This window comes from Neobacillus muris, from assembly GCF_943193175.1.
Taxonomy (GTDB): Bacteria; Bacillota; Bacilli; order Bacillales; family Cytobacillaceae; genus Neobacillus; species Neobacillus muris.
In genome coordinates this window covers 160,686-180,456 of the sequence record NZ_CALPDF010000006.1, presented here as the reverse complement: position 1 = coordinate 180,456, position 19,771 = coordinate 160,686, and the positions used below count along the sequence as shown (strand labels likewise).

Below are 19,771 nucleotides of genomic sequence, written 5' to 3'. Positions count from 1 at the left end.
AATCAAGGGGAATAAAAAATGCCGCGAAAACCGATCGGAAAGCTAATTTCATACATTTATCGCCAAAACCAAAAATATTTATCTAAAATGTTAAAACCCTACGGAATTGGCGGTGGAGGACAGCACAGCTTTTTAATAGAGATTATTAAAAATCCAGGAATCAGCCAGGATCAGCTGACAGCAGAACTAAAATTTGATAAAGCTACCACTGCTCGTGCTGTCAAACAATTGGAGGGGGCCGGGTATGTCAATCGCACGATTGACCAATCAGACCGCCGTTCCTATCAATTATATCCTACCCAAAAGGCCCTTGATTTTTACCCGGCATTATTCAAAATGCTTGAGACCTCCAACCAATTGCTCACAAGCGACATGACCGAAGAAGAAATTGACCAATTGCTGTTTCTGTTAAGAAAACTTAATTATAAATCGTTTGATTGAGGCAGACGCCTTGATTATTCTGGCAGCGCCGCCGAGTATTCAACGGATGAACATGTTATAATATATCCAAATACAATCAGGAAGGAATTTGTGAAAATGGCAACTGACCAATATCAAGGAGAAATGGCACTTTCCATCCAATATATACCACCAATTGGTGATTACGAATCTTTCCGGGATGAGGACCATTATAAAGAAAAACTAAAGGAGTGGGGGCTTTCTGCTGCTAAAAAAGAGTTCTGGTATAAAGACCGAAATTTTCAATGCCTTGTGAGCATAATAGGCTATGAAACATATGGAATGACAGGTGAATTCAATACGCTGGTTATTGAATTTCCAAATGGGAATGTGAGCTGTATTCATCCAGCCTTCTTGAAAGAAATGCAGCAATCAAGCTTCGGCAAAGAAAGCTTGATTGAGTTTGAGGAAAAAGAAATGCCTGCTACTTCAGGTGACAGGGCAGTTCAATCGGAATCAAAGGCAACAAAACAGATGGCAGTCAAAGAACCGGCCAAATCTGAAAAAACTGTAAAGAGAGCAAAGCCAACAAAGGAAAAAGCGTCAAAGCTTGAGCTGCCAAGTGAGAAGGTCCATTTTAGCGCTGCGGTGAAACAATTTGCCCTTACATATAACCCATTTAATGAAGAAAATGACGAGGTGGTTGTGCTTGAGAAGGTTCAGATTGTCCAAGAAAATCCACTGAACGTCGGTCTTGCCTGGTGCAGCCACAGCAAGACACTGAAAAAATTTGAACTGTCACCAGGAGACTTGCTTGAATTTGACGGAAAAATCACCAGCAAGAAACTGGCAAAAGGAAAGGATGCACCGGACGAATTCGTTATAGATGTGCCAGTGATCTATAAAATTAACAATCCATCCAAAATCGTGAAAAAATAAACAGGACCAACCAAGGTTCTGTTTTTTTATCATGAAAACGCCGTCATTAGAAAAATTCCATGCAACTTTCTAATTAAGGAGTAAAATAGATAAAAGATATAAAAATTTAGGGGTAGAAGAAATTGGATAAACAAAATAGCAGATATCGTTGGGTAGTTTTTACAACCGTTTTATTCTCATATTTTATTATTGTAAGCCAAAGGACAGCACCTGGGCTTATTACCGACCAATTAATGACGGACTTTCATATCTCAGCAGCCACTATTGGGCTGTTAACAAGTATTCAATTTTTGGCCTACGCAGGGCTCCAGGTTCCAATTGGGGTTTTGTCCGACCGATTCGGTCCAAATCACTTTTTAATCATCGGAACGATATTAAATGGGGTTGGTACTGTTTTATATAGTTTGGCATCGAATGAAGTGATCTTAGTAATAGCCAGATTATTGGTCGGAATTGGTGATGCCACCATTTGGGTAAATATTGTACTGATATTGAGCCAATGGTTTAAAGTGCAGGAATTTGTTCGCTTGCTTGGGTTTGCTGGTATGGCAGGAAGTTTGGGCTTCTTAATGGCAACCGTTCCGTTTTCGGCCTGGATTTCTCTCACCGGCTGGAGAATGCCATTTTTAATCGTTGGAACAGTTTTATGTGTGATGGGTATTGTTTTGTATTTTGTCCTTATAAAAAAGCCGCAGAAAATGGCTTTAACTGGCCCTTCCACTAAACCGTCTGTGTTGAAAAATGAACTTAAGCGAGAATCTACGATCGCATTACTTCGGCGGGTAGGTTCCAGCCGGCAGGCATGGGCGGCGTTTTTATGCCATTTTGGTTTAGTCGGAACGTATGTAGGATTTATTGGGTCATGGGCAGTGCCCTATGGAATCGAAGTGTACGGGATGACTCGTTCAGGCGCAAGCCAGCTCATAATGATTGGGTTGTTGGGAGCGCTTATTGGCGCCCCGTTAACTGGTTCGATTTCCAGCCGGATCAATTCGATTAAACGTCCATACGTTATTGTTCATATGGCAGCTTTTCTAAGCTGGCTGGCATTTCTTCTATTTATCGGCAAGCCGCCTTTCTTCTTGCTGATTCTGCTTTTCTTCATAATCGGGTATTGCAATGGAGCAAGTTCTTTAACCTTTGCAGTAGTCCGTAAGTCATTCGATATGAAGGAAGTTGGAGTGGTTTCCGGGTTTGCCAATACCGGCGGTTTTATAAGCGCAGTTTTGCTGCCAAGTATTTTCGGGAAAATTTTAGACCAGTTTCATATGGCTGGCAGTGCAGCTGGCTATCATTACGGTTTTATCATTCCTGTTTTCTTCTCTTTACTTGGTTTATTCGGAGGACTTTTAATAAAAGAACAGGCACAGGGAGGCAATCAGCCCCGACAGCAATTAGCTTAATTGCCAGGTAAAGAATGGACATTCAGTCTCATAATCGGACGAACAAAAGCAGGATAGAATCAATCCTGCTTTTGTCATGTCAAAAAGGGCAAACAGCAAAAAGAGGTAGAAACAGCCATAATATAGTAAAATGTTGTTTTGGATGCTAATTATTGCTGGGAGCTGCTAACATGAATCAAACGTTTACGATAAGAGAAAAAACAAAACAAATTATCATCTTGATTATCCCTATCCTAATCACGCAATTAGGCATGTTCTCCATGATCTTTTTTAATACGGTTATGTCAGGTAAATACCATTCTACCGATTTAGCTGGAGTGGCAATTGGTTCCTCCCTGTGGAGTCCAATCTTCACTGGGCTGAGCAGCATTCTGCTGGCTGTATCACCTATTGCGGCCCAGTACCTGGGCCAGCGGAAAACGAATGAGATTTCTTCGGTTGTCAGGCATGGATTGTACCTTTCTGTCATCCTTACCCTCATCATTTTAGTTTCGGGCTTCTTTTTGTTAAAGCCGATTTTAGAAAAAATGAACCTGGAACGGGATGTTGCAGAAACCGCTTTTCATTACCTGATTGGACTCAGCTTTGGAATACTGCCATTATTTCTGTTTAATGTTTTGCGTTCGTTCATTTATGGGCTGGGGAAAACACGTGTAGTAATGATGATCATGATTTCATCACTGCCTTTCAATTTATTGCTGAACTATTGCTTCATATTTGGCAGGCTTGGCTTGCCTGAACTGGGAGGTGCAGGGGCGGGATATGCGGTAGCGATTACTTATTGGTTGATTTTGGCCTTCACTGTGTTTATCGTGAAAACCCAAGTGCCTTTTAATCAATATCATGTCTTTTCTAACTTAAAACATGTGTCTCTGGAGAGGTTAAAAGAAATTTTAAAAATTGGAATTCCCATGGGACTGTCAACTTTCTTTGAAACTAGTATGTTTGCGGTGGTCACCATCTTAATCAGCACTTTTAGCGTAACCACTGTTGCATCTTATCAATCAGCGTTAAATATCGTATCCTTTTTATATATGATTCCAACGAGCATATCGATGGCCGTAACCGTTCTAGTCGGTTATGAGGCAGGAGCAATGCGCTATAAGGACGCCCAGTCTTACAGCTGGCTAGGAATTGGTTTGGCCGTGTTGACAGCCATTATCACGGGGGTACTGGTGGTTGTTTTCCGTTACCAAGTAGCCGGTCTTTATTCCAATGAACGAGCTGTCATTGATTTAACGGCCCATTTCTTGATTTTTTCCCTATTTTTCCAAATGTCGGATGCCATACAAGTGACAGCTCAAGCTGCACTAAGAGGTTATAAAGACGTAAACGCAGCGTTTATGATGACCTTGGCGGCCTACTGGGTAATATGTCTTCCTGCTGGATACCTGTTGGCCCATTACACCTCGTTAGGAGTAAGAGGATATTGGATTGGGCTCACAATCGGTCTACTTGCGGCAGGGATTGCTTTATCGTCACGGCTTATTTATATTCAGAAACGCATATACTCCAGTTCTCCAGGAAATTAATGATCGAATCACTTTTGACATAGAATAAATGAAAAGACGCCATCCTTCGATGGCGTCTCCTGTTAAAAAATTTTGTTTAGACCCAATAATTTTAATAAAAAAGATTGGTTTTTATCCGTTATTTTTAGTTCTTGCATATTTAGTTTTTCCTTGTTTTCATGAATCCATCTTTTTAATTCATGTTTGTCTTTACATTGTGTATAATATGTTTCTCCACCCTTGCCGAGAGCATTGACAACATATCTACAAGTATTCCCCATAATGCCCACCTTTAAAATGTATAATGTATTCTATATGGAATTATATCAGGGATTAAAAAATAGTCCATCGTTATTTTTTATCAAATTCAGCCAAATTTTTTCAAGTTGTCCTCTATGAACAATGGCTTATAAAAGGAATAACAGGAAGTATATAGATGATCCAAAGGGAATAATGTCATCGTAGAAGTTTTTATTTATAGAGGCGGTGAAACTCGCTGCCTTAAAGTTAATTAAAATTTTTGGTACCCGTATCTTTTAACACTGCCTGAAACGTTAATACTGCAGAGAGTGCAAAAGGAGTGAAAAACATGTCACAGGAATGGAGACGAAACCCCATTAAAGACAGAGGAGAGTTTGATGACCCATTTTGGCGGGAATCTTATCCTAAACTTCGGAGATATTGCCATTTTTTAGCGCAAAACGAATGGGATGGAGATGATATTGCTCAGGAGACCTACTTGAAAGCTTTGAAATATAACAACCGGGAGCAAAAGCTAAATTCAGCCTTAATCAATAAAATTGCCTATCATCATTGGATTGACCAGTTAAGAAAAAGGAGCAAAGAAACCATTGAATCTGATGTTTCACAATATGCGTTTAATAGCCCATCAGAGGCAAAAGCGGATTCAGTAGAGCTGCTCATAAGAAAATTCACACCAAAACAAGCGGTTATCTTTTTTTTGAAAGAAGCGTTTCATTATCAGATTAAAGAAATTGCCGGCTTATTAGGTACAACGGAAATGGCGGTTAAGGCTAACTTGTATCGTGCAAAAAAACGGATTGGAAAATCTAATGACGAGGATGACTCCTTTGCTGTTGAGACATTTTGGGTTCCAGAAGAACAGGGAATTCTGTCAGAATTGTTTAATGAATCATTGGAAAATCAAGATCCGGCTGTTCTGATTGCTCATTTGCCATCTTTATCATGTGTAACAGACAATCCTTGCATGATAACGAATAAGCATAGTCAGGTTCAACGATTTTCTCCTTCGAGCACTCTCTGTATGGCGGCATAGCCTAAACATCTGCTTCAAGGAGGAGGACCAATGAATACTATTCCTTATGTTATTGAACAAACCAATCGTGGTGAACGGTCTTATGATATTTATTCCCGGCTGCTTAAGGACCGTATTATCATAATCGGCGATGAAATCAATGATCAGTTAGCCAATAGTGTGGTAGCCCAGTTATTGTTTTTGGAGGCAGATGCCCCTGAAAAGGATATTTCAATCTATATCAATAGTCCAGGAGGTTCCACTTCGGCAGGGTTTGCGATTTATGATACGATGCAAATCATCAAGCCGGATGTACGGACGATTTGTACCGGGATGGCTGCATCTTTTGGGGCAATGCTGCTGTTGGCAGGAACGAAGGGCAAACGTTTTGCTCTGCCCAATAGTGAGATTATGATTCATCAGCCTTTAGGAGGGGTAAAAGGGCAGGCGGCAGAAATTGAAATATCTGCCCGCCGCATTTTAAAGCTAAGAGAACATATTAATCAAATGATCGCTGACCGGACTGGGCAGACAGTGGAAAAGGTAGCCAAAAATACGGACCGGGATTACTTTATGAGTGCAGAAGAAGCAAAAGACTATGGAATAATCGATGATATTTTATATCCAAAATGAAACGATGAAGACGAGCTAAGTTAGGCTCGTCTTTTGTTTTAACGCGTTAGAGTGCTGGGGGACAGTCCCCGCACGGAATTCACCATACATCTAAAGTTTGGATTAAATTTGAGCCCAATTGATTAGACGGTCTCATCTTTTTAGAGGATTATTTTGGAAATAACTTTGATTATAATAGGTTTGGAAATAGAATTAAAGGGAGTGGAGGACGATGACTCTTAATCTTTTATTTTTAACAATTTCGATAACTATTCGGAGAATGACCGCGGAGCAAGCAGACCAGCAAGAGCGTGTAGACAAACTCTATCAAGAATTGAAAAATAAAATGCCTTATTTTTAATCTTGGAGGAAGGTATTAAAACAGGTTTAAAGGTGATGAATGGCCAAAACGAATCCAGGTTCAGGAAACGGTCATTCATCCAAGCGATGAAAGCCCATAACAGATTCAGCCTCAGGAAAACAGTCATTCTTTCATCTAGACAGACAAAAAAATTTAGGTTAAGGGAAAATATGGTTATATTTGACATTTATCTAGGTTTGTCGTAGTCGGTCTCAAAAAAACTAACCTGATGAAATTTCCTTCCTTCTCCGTGCCATCCTGAAAAACAGCCGCAAAAGCGGAGGCACCGCAAAATAGATGAAAAACAGCCGAAATAACTGATAACCAGTTACCATTGAAAGATCAGCATTTACCTCGTGAGCCAGAATGCCCATCTGGTCCATACCGCCCGGTGCTACACTCAAAAAGCTCGTCGAAGGAGTCAGATGTCCTCCATAAACGAGCAGATAACTTAATCCCAAAGACACCAAAATCATGATCATTCCACTAAGCAAAGCAAGGCTGATGACACGGGCTTTATGCTCCAATTTTTCCGGTTTCATCAGCAAACCAATATATCCGCCTATCATAAACTGTGAAAAGTCCAAAACAGTTGGACTTAACTGCGGACCCTGCACTCCAACTAAATTAAATATCGCCGTTCCTAGAATCGGCCCCAGCATAAATGGTGTCGGAAACTTCCATTTTTTAGCCAAAAAAGCAAACGCAACACAAATTATTGCAAATAAAATAAACCTAAGCAGAGGCGAACCTGACTGACTTAACGTCTGAACTACCTGCTCTGAAGCCGCTGGTGCCGTGTTATGAAAGAATGGCCCAAAAATCATGAACGGCACTAAAAAAACAATCATCATCAATCTTGCCACTTGAAGGAAAGTTACCGTTGTTATATCAATTCCTTTCACTTCTTCAGCGAACGTAATCATTTGTGATAAACCGCCAGGAATACTTCCAGTCAAGACGGTAGGGTAATCCACTCCGGTGAGCTTGGAAACAACAGCTGCAATTCCAGCACAAAATAATACAAGCAAAACTGTCATAATAAACATGGACGGCAGCTTCGCGACGATTTGCACGAGTGCAGGCTTTGTAAATGATAACCCAATTGAGTACCCAACAATAATTAGCCCAGTATTTCGAATCCAGCTTGGCCAGTAAAATGGGATTTTTGAAAACCTTGAACCGATAAAAACCACTGCCATGGGTCCGAGCAGCCAGGGAATCGGGGTATGAAGCGCCTGGAAAATCACTCCGCCAATCATCGCGGCAAAAAAGGTGAGGAGAAAACGGATCTTTTTATCTTGTGGATCAATAGAAATCATGTTATCCCTTCTATCTATAAAAGTACTTTTATTGAAAATTCTATGTTACAGTTTACTATTTTACCACGTTGAAGGACATGAGAAAACCTCGTAGCACTTTCTGGATACATGGAAACATGAAAAAATGGGGCTTTTTCAGGTAGAGCCAAATAATATTTTAAAAAATACTTTGGTAAATTATCTGACAAGTTTATAGCTTTAAGATAACTAGTTTAATAAAATAGGTAAGAAGAAAAAAAGCATCTCCTCAATAAATGGGGAGATGCATCTGAACTGTCCATCTTAAGCACTAATGTTCTTGGTGCTCTTACTGTCTGTTTGACTGCCCTTCATCCGGCTGAAAATGGTTGCCAGAATGGGACCAGAGATATTATGCCACACACTGAAAATGGCGCTTGGGACAGCGGAAAGCGGAGAAAAGTGAGCAGACGCAATGGCAGCTCCCAATCCAGAATTTTGCATGCCCACTTCGATGGCCACTGCTTTTTTCTTGGACAAGTCCATGCCAAATAGTTTTCCAAAGAAATAACCGATTAGGTAACCTAAACAGTTATGCAATACCACGATTGCAAAAATAATTAATCCCGTTTTCGCAATTTGTGCTTGGTTCACAGACACTACAGCTGCAACGATGGCGACAATACCGATGATGGATACAAGCGGCAATACTTTGACACTGGCCTCTGCCTGCTTGTTAAATAATTTTTTAATGATGACCCCAAGCACAATCGGAACAATAACTATTTGAACAATTGATAAGAACAAGCTGGCAGGATCAACTGGAATCCATTCGCTTGCTAATAAGAGAATAAGTGCTGGTGTGACGATTGGAGCAAGAATGGTTGTGACAGATGTAATCGTTACCGATAGCGGCACATCCCCTTTGGACAGGAACGTCATGACGTTCGAAGCAGTCCCTCCTGGGCAGCAGCCTACTAAAATAACCCCTACGGCAATTTCTGGTGACAAATGAAATCCTTTTGCAAGTAAATATGCCAAGCCAGGCATAATAATAAATTGGCCGAGGACTCCAATAATGACATCCTTAGGCCGTCTAAATACCTCCTTAAAATCCGCTCCAGATAATGTTAACCCCATCCCGAACATAATAATTCCCAATAAAAGAGAAATATGCGGGGCAATCCAAGTAAAGGCAGATGGTGAAAAAAATGCGAGCAGGGCAAAAACTAGTACCCAGATGGCAAAGGTATTGCCGACAAATTGACTGACTTTTTCTAAGGTCTTCATTAAGCTACACCCTCTAAAATAAATTTTTAATTGCTGAGGAGTATTATAGATTATTATTTCAATAAACACAATAGTTTGAAAATTAATTATTTTAAAAAATGAAAGAAATCTCGTTTTTAATATAAAATAATAGAAAAGAGTGTGGGGCAGAATGAAAAAACATCTGATCTTTGTCTATGGAACACTTAGAAAAAATCAGCCAGACCACTACTTGCTGGATGATGCACTTCTTGTGGCAGAGTATGCATGGACGTCTGGCAGGCTATTTGATACCGGTCTTGGATATCCCGCTGTTGGAGAGTAAATGAAGGATACTGTATTTGGGGGAATTTATCAGGTAGACGAAGAGGAATTATCTCAACTAGATGATTATGTAGAAGGCCGAGAGACCAACTTATATGACAGGAAAAGCCAGATCATTATTCATGAACAGGGAAAAACAAAAGCATATATCTATGTCATGGCAAAACAAAATAAGAGTATGCTAAAAACGGCCATACCATCAGGAGACTGGGTGTGTTTTCAAAACGATAAAACGTAAAACATGAAATGGAAAAGGCATTGTCTCTATAGGACGGCTAAATTGGGACGGCTATCCTTGCCTTTTTCGTCAATATGTAGATCACATCTGCTTAAAAATTCAGACGTTGCTTCATCTCCTGTCAATGGAACTTTAGAGTAGTGTTCTTGCAAGGCTCTCACGATGCGTTTGCCTAATCCTTGATTTCGGTGGGAAGGATTCACACATATATGGGTAACCTGTATTTGATTTTCTCCGATCCTCACCCCAATCAGTCCTATGAAGCCCTCCTGTTCCTTCCAAAGGAATAACTGCCGATTTGATTCTGTTATATATTCCTTCATTGTCACAAGGAGCCTTTCTAAATCTCTGTGTTCTGGAAAGAAAGATAACAGTCCCATGGCAATTTTCTGATAGGCAGATTTATACTTCATTAACATATATTGACCTCACTTGTTTTGAACTATTTATAAGAGCTATCATCTTCTCTTCAAAAATAAGGTGATGATTAAATGCGGACAACAGTCCCGGAAAATTTATTTTTCCAATACCCAGCCGTCATATCGGCAATCGCCACCCCTGTTGAACTTTGCGAACCGATAAATTTTCCATCTCCCAAATAGATTCCAACATGGCCATCTTTTTTATAGGTATCAAAGAAAACAAGATCTCCCGGTTTCATCTCGCTTGCGGAAATTTTTTGGCCGGCATTTTTTATATCTGAAGTGCTGTTTCCTACATCAATGCCCGCCTGGGAAAATGCCCATCGGACAAAACCAGAGCAATCAAATCTCCCGTTGGCGATGTCTTCTGTTGTTCTGCCGCCGCCAAAGGCATACCTGGACTGGCCAATATATTTTTGTCCCACAGTAGTTACGATATGTATATAGTCCTGAGTTTCAATTTTCTCCTGTTTCTTCGTTTCCTGTTTTTCCACTTCTTTTTCCAAATGCTGAGTTAAAGATACGTAATGGTTTTGCTGATCGGTCAATTGAATCTGTAAGTTTTGCCATTCAGCCGCTTTTGCAGCCGCTTCGCCTTGTTTGAATGCCAAGACAGCTTTTTTATTCTCCAAATCCTTCAGGTCAGCATCCTGTTGGGACAAAAGGTCTTGATCGGCCTTAATGATCTTTGCAACCGCATCGACACGGTTAACGAGGTCGCTGATGCTGTCAGCTAAAAGCAAAGCATTTAAATAAGAAACATTTGCGCCGCTTTGTTGATAGGTTAGTGCCCGTTCTTTTACTAGAGACTTTCTTTTATCAATCTTCGCCTGCAAACCAGCAATTTCATTTTGCAGCTGCAGCATTTCCGAATGAAGTGTTTCAACCTCAAGGCTTGCGGCCGCAATTTTTTTATTTTGTTCTTCAATTGCCTGATTTAACAAAGCCAATTGGCTGTTAATTGCATCAAGGGTGTTTACGGTTTGGTTCTTATGTATATCAGCTGGTGAGTTTAAATACTTCTGTTCCTGACTCGTTTCAATTTCTTCTGCGTGTGCAAGCGATGATAAAAATGGCAATTCACTGGTGACTAGGATGAAAGCGCACAGCAAAACTACTAGTTTCCTGATCACATTTATCACTACTTTCTCAATATATTAAAACGTATTTACTAAATTTTCTAACTTTTTAATATAAGAGCTAGTATAACATGCTAATTTAACAGGAATGTAATAGCTGGTTTACAGTTTGATATCAGAGTATGAAAATATTGAAAATATGAATGTAAGAAAATTTGGTTTTTTGAAAAAATAGAAGGAAAACAAGGTTCCCAACTCGTATAAGGTAAATGTACAAATTCGTCAAATCCGCTGTGGCTAGAACAATCATGAACATTGGGGGAATGGGAATGAAAGTTGAAAACAGTGAAGGAAAGCTGTTATGGGAGCCTTCCAAAGAGCAGCAGGACAAATCAAGGCTAAAGCAATTTATGAAGTGGCTGGAGGAAACAAGGGGACTGTCTTTCGCCACATACGATGAACTTTGGAATTGGTCCGTTACGAGTATTGAAGGATTTTGGTCGGCTATCTGGCATTTCTTTGAAGTTCAGGCAAAAACTCCTTATGATGAAGTTTTGCCAGTGCGAACCATGCCGGGAGCCAAATGGTTTCCGGGAGCCACCTTAAATTACGCCGAGCATATTTTTCGTAATGAGGTTTCTGAAAAAACAGCAATCATCTACCAGTCTGAAATTCGGCCACAAGGGGAAGTGACGTGGTCCCAATTAAAAAAGAATACCGCTTCCGTTGCCGCTTATTTAAAAGCCTTAGGGGTAAAACCGGGAGACCGTGTGGCCGCTTATGTTTCTAACATACACGAAACAATTACCGCTTTCTTGGCCTGCGCCAGCATTGGGGCGGTTTGGTCGAGCTGTGCCCCGGAATTTGGCATTATGAGTGTCATAGACCGGTTTAAACAAATCGAGCCAAAGGTGTTATTTACAGTGGATGGGTATCGGTATGGGGGAAAGGATTTTAACAGGCTTGATGTAGTCAAAAAGATTCAAGCAGAATTGCCGACACTCCAACAAACGGTGGTCATCCCGCATTTGTCTAAAGAGCCTGAAATCGGACAGTTGACCAATGCCGTAATGTGGGAGGATGTTTTGGCTAAAAATCAGGAGGCACCGTTCATATTTGAACCAATGCCATTTGATCATCCGCTATGGATTTTATATTCATCTGGCACAACTGGAAAACCAAAAGCCATTGTCCAAAGTCAAGGAGGCATCCTGCTGGAGCACTTAAAACTCAGCTGTCTGCAAAAAGGATTGACAAGCGAGGACAGGTTCTTTTGGTATACCACGACTGGATGGATGATGTGGAATGTTGTTGTAAGCGGTTTATTGGCTGGGGCTGCGATTCTGTTATTTGACGGGAACCCTGGCTATCCTAATTACGAGACGATTTGGAAATTCGCTGAAACAACAAATATGACGGTTTTCGGTACTAGTGCCAGCTTCATCACCGCCTGTATGAAGGATGGAGTGAAGCCGAAAGAGAATTTTGATCTGTCCCATTTAAAAAGCATTGGTTCGACCGGTTCGCCGCTTCCAGTGAGTGGGTTTGAGTGGATCTATGAGCATGTGAAACCAGATATTTGGCTGTTTTCCACCAGCGGGGGTACGGACCTATGTACAGCATTTGTCGGCGGCGTTCCGCTTTTGCCGGTTCACGCTGGGGAACTGCAGGCACGGGCGCTTGGGGCAGCAGTAAGGTCCTTTAATGAACAGGGCGAGGAACTAATTGACGAGATTGGCGAGCTTGTCATCACAGAACCGATGCCGTCGATGCCGATTTATTTTTGGAATGACAAGGATGGTGAACGGTACAGGAACAGCTATTTTAATGTTTATCCTGGCATTTGGCGCCACGGTGATTTTATTAAAATTACATCGAGGGGAAGCAGTATCATATATGGCCGATCAGATGCGACGATTAACAGGGGGGGCATTCGGATGGGAACGAGCGAGATATACAGCGCCCTGGAAAGCATCCCGGAGGTCGTCGAAAGCCTGGTAGTGGACATACCGGTTACGAGTGAACGATCCTATATGCCTTTATTCGTGGTGGTCAAGCGAGAGGAACAGTTAACTGAAGAGGTCAAACATCAGATTAACCAAGTGATCCGCCAAAGCTGTTCGCCGCGGCATGTTCCTGATGAAATAATTCCTGTTAAGGAGCTGCCGAAGACATTAAACGGCAAAAAGCTCGAGGTGCCCATAAAAAAAATATTGATGGGCACACCTATAGAAAAAGCTGCTAATCCTGGCTCCTTATCGAATCCACATATATTGAAATTTTTCAAGGAATTTAAAACACAATTAGATGCAAAATTTCAGAATTAAATCCAAATCCTTGATTATCAAATGCGTGCACTGAGTCACGCTTTTTTTTATTTTTTGTATGCTTGGCAAACGTTGATTTGGCAATGCTAAAAAGGAAGTTAGCCATTGCTGACTGCATCCGATTGAACACTAAACCTAAAAGGACGGTGAAACATGGAAAGGGAACAAAAGAGTTTGCCGCAAGAGCTTGGCCAACAAGTGAAAGGGAAAATGAGATATACAAATAATAATCATGGTAAGGCCGACACAGAAGATAATGATATTCAGACAGACAGTGCAGTTATTATCGGGCAGGGGGATCCCAATTTATCCCCTGATGCAGGAAAGCCCATGATATAAACCTTTAGGAGGGTAAAATAAATGTACTTTTACCGTGAGGATTTAATTAACATGATTGTTCCGGATAAACCGGATCCTGAAGCAGCCAAAGTCCTTCAAGAAACTTTAGGCGGACGCTTTGGCGAAATGAGGACCATGATGCAATTTTTCTTTCAGAGTTCTAATTTTCGTGGTAGTGCTAAACCCTACCGCGACTTGATTCGAGGCGTGTTCTTGGAAGAAATCAGTCATGTTGAATTAGTGCAGACCACCATCAATCAGCTTCTGAACGGTTCAGGGGAAGAAGCAGTCGGGGCAAGGGGACCAGAAGGAGCACCCTTGGCGGATGCTATTAAACATGCCAACCCGCATCATTATATTATGGGCGCCCAAGCGTCTCTTCCAGTGGATGCGTATGGAAATCCTTGGAACGGAAACTATGTTTACAGCCATGGGAATCTTATCAGTGATTTACTAGATAATGTTGTCCTAGAATCAACAGGGGTACTGCAGAAATCACGCATTTATGAAATGAGTACAAATAAAACCTTTAGAGAAACGCTGGCATTTCTTATTGTCCGGGATAATGCACATCAAAACGCCTTTGCCAAAGCGCTGGAGACTCTTGGTGTAAATTGGGGGGGAATTTTTCCTGTTCCAAACTATGACATTAATAAATATCCAGAATGCCGAAAATATGTTGAATTGGGCTTTCACAATGCTCAATTTAATTTCCGTTTGGATGATACACTTATCGGGCAAATTTTTCAAGGAGAGTCGCCAAGCAGAAATAGCGGAACTCTACAAGTCGTACCTCCGCCGCAAGGCTACCCAGTGCCTGAACTTCCAGAAATGCCAAATGAACATAGCCCAGGAATACATGATCTAAATGCTTAAATTTATCTGACTGCCATATTTAGAAAGGGCTGGCCAAAAGCAAAGGGGTCAGACACCACACTGCAATATAGAGGGATTTAAAAATACGTTCTATATATTGATCTTGGCGTGGAGTCAGACCCCTTAATGGACAGCCCCCAAATTTTTAACGCAATGTTTTTAAAGCTCCGCTCCATGCGATGACTTCATCAAGCATGGCGTTTATATTTGCTTTATGCAATTCAGCTGGTTTGAACACAGAGAAGTTTTCAAAATCTGTAAACAAGGATAAAGTTGGATGTGTACGTACATCGGCAATTTTTAGTTCGCCGCAAATGCCTCGCAAGTGTTCAGCAGCACGTGCACCTCCAGTTGAACCATAGCTTACGATCCCAGCAGCTTTGTTGTTCCAAGCCTCACGGGCAAAATCAATAGCATTCTTTAATGCGCCAGTGATGCTGTGATTGTATTCCTGTACGATAAATACAAAGCCATCCAAGCTGGCAAGCTTTTCATTCCACTTCGCAATTCCTGGTTCTGTACCGTCTGTTGTACCTAAGAGTGGAAGATTGTAATCAGCGATATCCACGATTTCATATTCCGCATCGTTTCTGCTATCCGCGATTCCTTTAACCCATCCGCCTACTTGGGGACTTAGCCGGCCTTGGCGTGTGCTTCCTAAGATAATACCGATTTTTAATTTTGGATTTGTCATTATTTCTTCCTCCTTTGTTGTTTGGGTAAATAATTTAGTGAATAAACCCATTTGAAGTACCCCCTGATGGACCTATAAAGATATTTGCTTTTAGGATTTATTGAAATAAGATATTCTCAATTCAAGATTAATAATCAACATATCTCGAAGAGAAATATTTTTAATTCGAGATAAATAGTAATATAATGAAAGCAGGATGTCAAGTGACTGAAATGTGATTTCATGAGCCATAAAAAAATATCGTCTTAAAGAAGGGATGAGAAATATGGAGAATTTCCATCAAAGTCCCAATATATTTATTGGGGAAGTAAATATCAAGGTGAAAGATATCGACTACTCTACGTCGTTTTATCAGAATGTTATTGGTTTAAAAGTATTAAAAAAAACAGATCGGAAAACGGTATTAACAACTGATGGCAAATCGGCTCTGTTAACCCTAGAACAGCCTGATGATGTCATCAGCAAGCCCCAGCGGACAGCTGGATTGTACCATTTTGCGATATTACTGCCCTCCCGTGACGATTTATCCGTCTTTTTACGGCATATTGTAGAAATGGGATATCCACTGGGCGCAGGTGATCATTATGTAAGTGAAGCATTGTATTTAAATGACCCAGATGGAAATGGAATAGAGGTATATAGGGACCGCCCATCATCTGAATGGACTTGGAAAAGCGGTTTAGTGGAAATGGCTACCTTGCAAATAGATGCTAAAGGGATTCTGGCAGAAAGCAATGCGGAATGGAATGGATTGCCGAAAGGAACAGTAATGGGACATATTCATCTTCATGTCTCTGATTTAGCAAAATCTCAAGAATTTTATACAAAAGGACTGGGCTTTCAAATTGTCAGCTACTATCCACAAGCCGTATTTTTATCAACGGGTGGATACCATCACCATATTGCCATTAACACCTGGCAGGGGGAAGGTGCAACGGCTCCTCCTAAAAACAGTGTGGGTCTCAACTGGTATACAGTTGTTTTTCCGGATGAAGCCAAAAGAGAGAAGGTCTTGCAGCAGTTAAGCAGATTGAATTGGCCGGTTGAAAAAGCGGACGATTATTTTTTAACAAATGATCCAGCTGGGAATCAAATCCGTTTGGTTGTATAAACCAAACATAATAAAAATAACGCAGGCCGCTGATTTATCAAGGTCTGCGTTATTTTCATAGAATTTAGGAAAAAAAAATCCGGAAGCTTGTCCGGATTCAAAAAAATTAAGGGGGGTGTTCGGTAACAGTACCTATAGTAAATGATAAGTATGAACAAACTATGACGAAAATTTTAAACATCTTGGTATAAAGGGATATTTTTTAATCATCGTATTATTTTAGGGAAGCTGGTTTTCGATAATAGCCTTTATCCCGATGGTACAAAAGGACAGCAATACCCAAAATTCCAGAAGCAATCCAAATGGATGTGTTTCCTATGTAGGTGGTGGAAAAAGTACCGGACAAAGCGCCGAATATAAAGGCAAGGATAATAATGAAAAAGTCTTTAAATTGTTTCTTCGCATCAGGGTTTTGCTCTTTTAAGGCTAAATAGGCAGCTTGTGTTGCAGTTCGCAGGTTCCCTGTGGTCATTGTGGAATTGTAGCCCCATTTATCTATTTTATTAAAGGTCGAAATTTGTAAAGAGGAAACAAAGGCTATACAGACTGTGATCACTATATTGGGGACACTGCTTGGCAAAAAACCCACCACAATAGAAACAAGGCATTCCAAAATCAAAATCGAACGCCGGTAACTATAGACAATTTCCCTTACATGAGGAATCTTAACAATTTCTGATACCAATACACCTAAAACAAATGCCACAATGGGTGGAATGTACTGCAATGAACCCTTCCATTCCCCATTTGCTGCCCTAACGGCAAACAGGACCATATTGCCGGTTTGGGCATTGGCAAAGACTCCGTCCCGGCTGATAAAAGTATAGGCATCTAGAAAGCCTCCAACGATGGCCAATAAGCCGCCCAAATAAATCGAATTGGAATGTAAAGAGGGAATGGCAATCCGTTTTTCTTTCATTGTAATTTCTCCTTAAAGCCCATAGGTACAATTAATATTTGATAAAATGGGAATTTTATGTCAATTATGCTGGTTTTTTAATATAAGCTTTTTAAGGATAAAATGAAATGATATTTTTTTCAAGAGGGAGAATAAAGGTCTCAACCATTCCCGAGAATATGATTATTAGATTGGTTGAATTGCTGCCTTTTTACCAACATGGACAAAAATGAAAGGAAGGTGAGGTGCACCTTCCTTTGCGAATTAGGAGCGTTGGATTGTAGAGGTATTGAAGTTTTTGATCATTTTTTGCAGGTTCCGATGTCCCTCTCTTAATTTGATTGTCTCATCGATGATTTTTTGAAATCCTTCAAGATCACGGTCCGAGGCATTTAACAAGGTTTTAGGAAGACCTTCTACAATTTGTTGGAGGGATAATTCCATGCTTATTGCATACCGCCTTTCACATTTAGTTTAGACATCTGTAAGCGTCTACCTTACTATTTTTCGAAATATCGGAAATTTCCTGCTGAATTGCTGCAAATATTTATCTTCAATTCTCAACAGCTTTTTTCATTTCGTCAAACAATTTGTCAAGATACTACTAAATATGTAGGAGAAACTAGAATCTGGCACTCATACATGCGATTGAGTAAAAATGTAAAGGGGAACATACAAAGTGCACGCAGAAATTGCGTGCACTTTGTTTATAGGATAAAAGCAGTTACAATGACCCCAGCTGTGACAAGGACTATTCCCATTTTAGCCCAGAGGGGAAGTGAGTCCTTCCCCTTTTGGTTGATTCTTTCTTCTTCTTCTTTTACAACCTTTCGATATTCAGGACTGCAGCAGCCCATTATGCCACCCGATTCCAGCCGGTAATGTCTTCGTCAAGCGGCAGGTTATTCGCCCTGGCTTTATTGCCAGCCCTAAAGAATAACCAAAGCAGCACAGCAGTTCCGACAAATCCGCCAATCCATGAAGTGTTCATCGATAAACCAAACCCGATTTGTGCATTTAGAATGTAAGTAATAACCATTACTAGCATAAAGGAACCTGGAATCAAGGAAATCCAATAGTTCTTCTTAGCAATATATAAATACATTGCCCCGACAAACAAGGCAATCACAGCAGTTGCTTGATTGGCCCAACTAAAATATCTCCATAAAATATTAAAGTCAATCTGAGTTAGAGCAACTGAAATAATGAATAACGGTAAGGAAATCCACAACCGGTTTGATAATTTCTTTTGAGCAATATTTAGATATTCAGCAATAATCATCCGTGCACTCCGAAACGCTGTATCTCCGGATGTAATCGGTAATACAACCACGCCAAGAACAGCAAGTGTTCCGCCAATGGCACCCATCATTTGGGTAGAAACTTCACTTACAACAGCTCCAGGTCCTCCGGCAGCCAATATTTCATTTAATCCTGTGTATCCATGGAATAAACTCATTGAAGCAGCGGCCCAAATCATGGCAATAATCCCTTCTGCTATCATCATGCCGTAAAAAATTCTGCGGCCTTGCTGCTCGTTCTGTGTGGTTCGTGAGATCATCGGCGTTTGTGTAGCATGGAATCCAGAAAGTGCCCCACAGGTAATCGTAAAGAAAATTAATGGAAAAATAGGGGCGTTATCTGGGTGGAAATTATGAAATGAAAGCTCAGGAATTGGTGCGCCATTCACCATTAAACCAATTCCAACACCTAATGCACTGATAATTAGCAAGGCGCCAAAGTAAGGGTAAAGCCGTCCAATAATTTTATCAACCGGAAGCACCGTAGCTAAAATATAATAAATAAAAATGGCAGCAATGATAATTCCTAATGCTACTTTACCATCCATTAATACATGCAAAAGGCTCGCTGGTGTAGAAACAAAAACGGTTCCTACTAACAATAGCAGGAGTACAGCAAACGCATTTACAACGTGGCGCATAATTTTTCCCAAGAATTTGCTGGCCAGTTCCGGCAGATGAGCGCCTTTGTTACGGATTGAGATCATCCCTGTTAAATAGTCATGCACCGCTCCAGCGAAAATACAGCCAACGACAATCCAAATAAAAGCGGCCGGACCGTAAAGGGCACCCATAATTGGACCAAAAACAGGTCCTGTGCCGGCAATGTTAAGCAACTGAATCAAGGAGTTCTTAAATGTGCTCATTGGCACATAGTCCACGCCATCGTTATTCACATAAGCAGGTGTAGGGCGTTCTTCCTTCACGCCAAATATTTTTTCCACAAACTTCCCATAAGTAAAGTAAGCAACGATTAATAGGACAATTCCACCTAAAAAAGTATACAATTTCTCTCCCCCTTTTATTAAGAATATGAATGCGGTTACATCAAATAGTATAAATAACATCGATGGCTGCATGGAGAGTTTGAGAATAAAAGGTAGAAAATAAGG

19 protein-coding genes and 1 pseudogene are annotated in these 19,771 nt (G+C 40.6%); 12 read left to right on the top strand and 8 right to left on the bottom strand.

From position 1 onward, the window contains the following. The first annotated feature begins 18 nt into the window (after positions 1 to 18). The 7 genes from NFS43_RS07005 to NFS43_RS06975 all read left to right on the top strand — a co-directional run bounded on the left by NFS43_RS07005 (position 19) and on the right by NFS43_RS06975 (position 6,501). Positions 19 to 441: a MarR family winged helix-turn-helix transcriptional regulator gene (locus NFS43_RS07005; protein ID WP_251550830.1), complete on the top strand. Its 423-nt coding sequence runs from the start codon at positions 19 to 21 to the stop codon at positions 439 to 441. 96 nt (positions 442 to 537) lie between these two features. Next, a complete protein-coding gene (locus NFS43_RS07000) occupies positions 538 to 1,338 on the top strand; it encodes a hypothetical protein (RefSeq protein WP_251550829.1) in 801 nt (266 codons plus the stop codon). A gap of 122 nt (positions 1,339 to 1,460) precedes the next feature. After that, positions 1,461 to 2,741, top strand: coding sequence for an MFS transporter (locus NFS43_RS06995; protein WP_251550828.1), 1,281 nt, complete (start codon positions 1,461 to 1,463; stop codon positions 2,739 to 2,741). A 170-nt stretch (positions 2,742 to 2,911) separates the two neighbouring features. Next, on the top strand, positions 2,912 to 4,273 hold the full coding sequence (locus NFS43_RS06990; RefSeq protein ID WP_251550827.1) for an MATE family efflux transporter: 1,362 nt from the start codon (positions 2,912 to 2,914) through the stop codon (positions 4,271 to 4,273). Positions 4,274 to 4,841: 568 nt separating this feature from the next. Next, on the top strand, positions 4,842 to 5,549 hold the full coding sequence (locus NFS43_RS06985) for a sigma factor-like helix-turn-helix DNA-binding protein (RefSeq protein WP_251550826.1): 708 nt from the start codon (positions 4,842 to 4,844) through the stop codon (positions 5,547 to 5,549). Between the two features lie 30 nt (positions 5,550 to 5,579). Continuing rightward, positions 5,580 to 6,161, top strand: a complete 582-nt coding sequence (clpP, locus tag NFS43_RS06980) for an ATP-dependent Clp endopeptidase proteolytic subunit ClpP (protein ID WP_251550825.1) — start codon at positions 5,580 to 5,582, stop codon at positions 6,159 to 6,161. Between the two features lie 211 nt (positions 6,162 to 6,372). Then, on the top strand, positions 6,373 to 6,501 hold the full coding sequence (locus NFS43_RS06975) for a YrzI family small protein (protein WP_251550824.1): 129 nt from the start codon (positions 6,373 to 6,375) through the stop codon (positions 6,499 to 6,501). A 221-nt stretch (positions 6,502 to 6,722) separates the two neighbouring features. Here NFS43_RS06975 and NFS43_RS06970 read toward each other — a convergent pair whose 3' ends face one another. Both NFS43_RS06970 and NFS43_RS06965 read right to left on the bottom strand, forming a co-directional pair. After that, positions 6,723 to 7,823, bottom strand: coding sequence for an AbrB family transcriptional regulator (locus NFS43_RS06970; RefSeq protein WP_251550823.1), 1,101 nt, complete (start codon positions 7,821 to 7,823; stop codon positions 6,723 to 6,725). Positions 7,824 to 8,105: 282 nt separating this feature from the next. After that, a complete protein-coding gene (locus tag NFS43_RS06965) occupies positions 8,106 to 9,071 on the bottom strand; it encodes a bile acid:sodium symporter family protein (protein WP_251550822.1) in 966 nt (321 codons plus the stop codon). A 151-nt stretch (positions 9,072 to 9,222) separates the two neighbouring features. Here NFS43_RS06965 and NFS43_RS06960 point away from each other — a divergent pair. Further along, positions 9,223 to 9,612 (top strand): annotated as a pseudogene (locus NFS43_RS06960) (gamma-glutamylcyclotransferase family protein). Between the two features lie 26 nt (positions 9,613 to 9,638). Here NFS43_RS06960 and NFS43_RS06955 read toward each other — a convergent pair. Continuing rightward, the gene (locus NFS43_RS06955) at positions 9,639 to 10,031 is read right to left on the bottom strand and encodes a GNAT family N-acetyltransferase (RefSeq protein ID WP_251550821.1); all 393 of its coding nucleotides are present in this window, start codon (positions 10,029 to 10,031) and stop codon (positions 9,639 to 9,641) included. A 68-nt stretch (positions 10,032 to 10,099) separates the two neighbouring features. After that, positions 10,100 to 11,167 carry a C40 family peptidase gene (locus tag NFS43_RS06950; protein ID WP_277613905.1) on the bottom strand — a complete coding sequence of 356 codons (1,068 nt, stop codon included), beginning with the start codon at positions 11,165 to 11,167 and terminating at the stop codon, positions 10,100 to 10,102. 275 nt (positions 11,168 to 11,442) lie between these two features. Between NFS43_RS06950 and NFS43_RS06945 the strand changes: the two genes are divergently transcribed. The 3 genes from NFS43_RS06945 to NFS43_RS06935 all read left to right on the top strand — a co-directional run bounded on the left by NFS43_RS06945 (position 11,443) and on the right by NFS43_RS06935 (position 14,655). Continuing rightward, positions 11,443 to 13,440, top strand: a complete 1,998-nt coding sequence (locus tag NFS43_RS06945) for an acetoacetate--CoA ligase (RefSeq protein WP_251550820.1) — start codon at positions 11,443 to 11,445, stop codon at positions 13,438 to 13,440. A 153-nt stretch (positions 13,441 to 13,593) separates the two neighbouring features. After that, positions 13,594 to 13,779, top strand: a complete 186-nt coding sequence (locus tag NFS43_RS06940; protein WP_251550819.1) for a hypothetical protein — start codon at positions 13,594 to 13,596, stop codon at positions 13,777 to 13,779. 21 nt (positions 13,780 to 13,800) lie between these two features. Then, positions 13,801 to 14,655, top strand: coding sequence for a manganese catalase family protein (locus tag NFS43_RS06935; protein ID WP_251550818.1), 855 nt, complete (start codon positions 13,801 to 13,803; stop codon positions 14,653 to 14,655). A gap of 145 nt (positions 14,656 to 14,800) precedes the next feature. Here the strand turns inward: NFS43_RS06935 and NFS43_RS06930 are convergent, their stop codons facing one another. Next, entirely contained in the window at positions 14,801 to 15,400 is a 600-nt protein-coding gene (locus NFS43_RS06930; RefSeq protein WP_251550817.1) for an NADPH-dependent FMN reductase, read from the bottom strand. A gap of 214 nt (positions 15,401 to 15,614) precedes the next feature. On the opposite strand from NFS43_RS06930, the gene NFS43_RS06925 reads away from it, so the two are divergent. Continuing rightward, positions 15,615 to 16,460 (top strand): VOC family protein, encoded by an 846-nt coding sequence (locus NFS43_RS06925; RefSeq protein ID WP_251550816.1) that lies wholly within the window; start codon positions 15,615 to 15,617, stop codon positions 16,458 to 16,460. A gap of 214 nt (positions 16,461 to 16,674) precedes the next feature. Here the strand turns inward: NFS43_RS06925 and NFS43_RS06920 are convergent, their stop codons facing one another. From NFS43_RS06920 to NFS43_RS06910, 3 genes are all read right to left on the bottom strand, one after another. Beyond that, positions 16,675 to 17,379 carry a YoaK family protein gene (locus tag NFS43_RS06920; protein WP_251550815.1) on the bottom strand — a complete coding sequence of 235 codons (705 nt, stop codon included), beginning with the start codon at positions 17,377 to 17,379 and terminating at the stop codon, positions 16,675 to 16,677. Positions 17,380 to 17,622: 243 nt separating this feature from the next. After that, positions 17,623 to 17,802, bottom strand: coding sequence for a hypothetical protein (locus NFS43_RS06915; RefSeq protein ID WP_251550814.1), 180 nt, complete (start codon positions 17,800 to 17,802; stop codon positions 17,623 to 17,625). Positions 17,803 to 18,214: 412 nt separating this feature from the next. Beyond that, positions 18,215 to 19,666 (bottom strand): carbon starvation CstA family protein, encoded by a 1,452-nt coding sequence (locus tag NFS43_RS06910; protein WP_251550813.1) that lies wholly within the window; start codon positions 19,664 to 19,666, stop codon positions 18,215 to 18,217. Positions 19,667 to 19,771 lie beyond the last annotated feature (105 nt).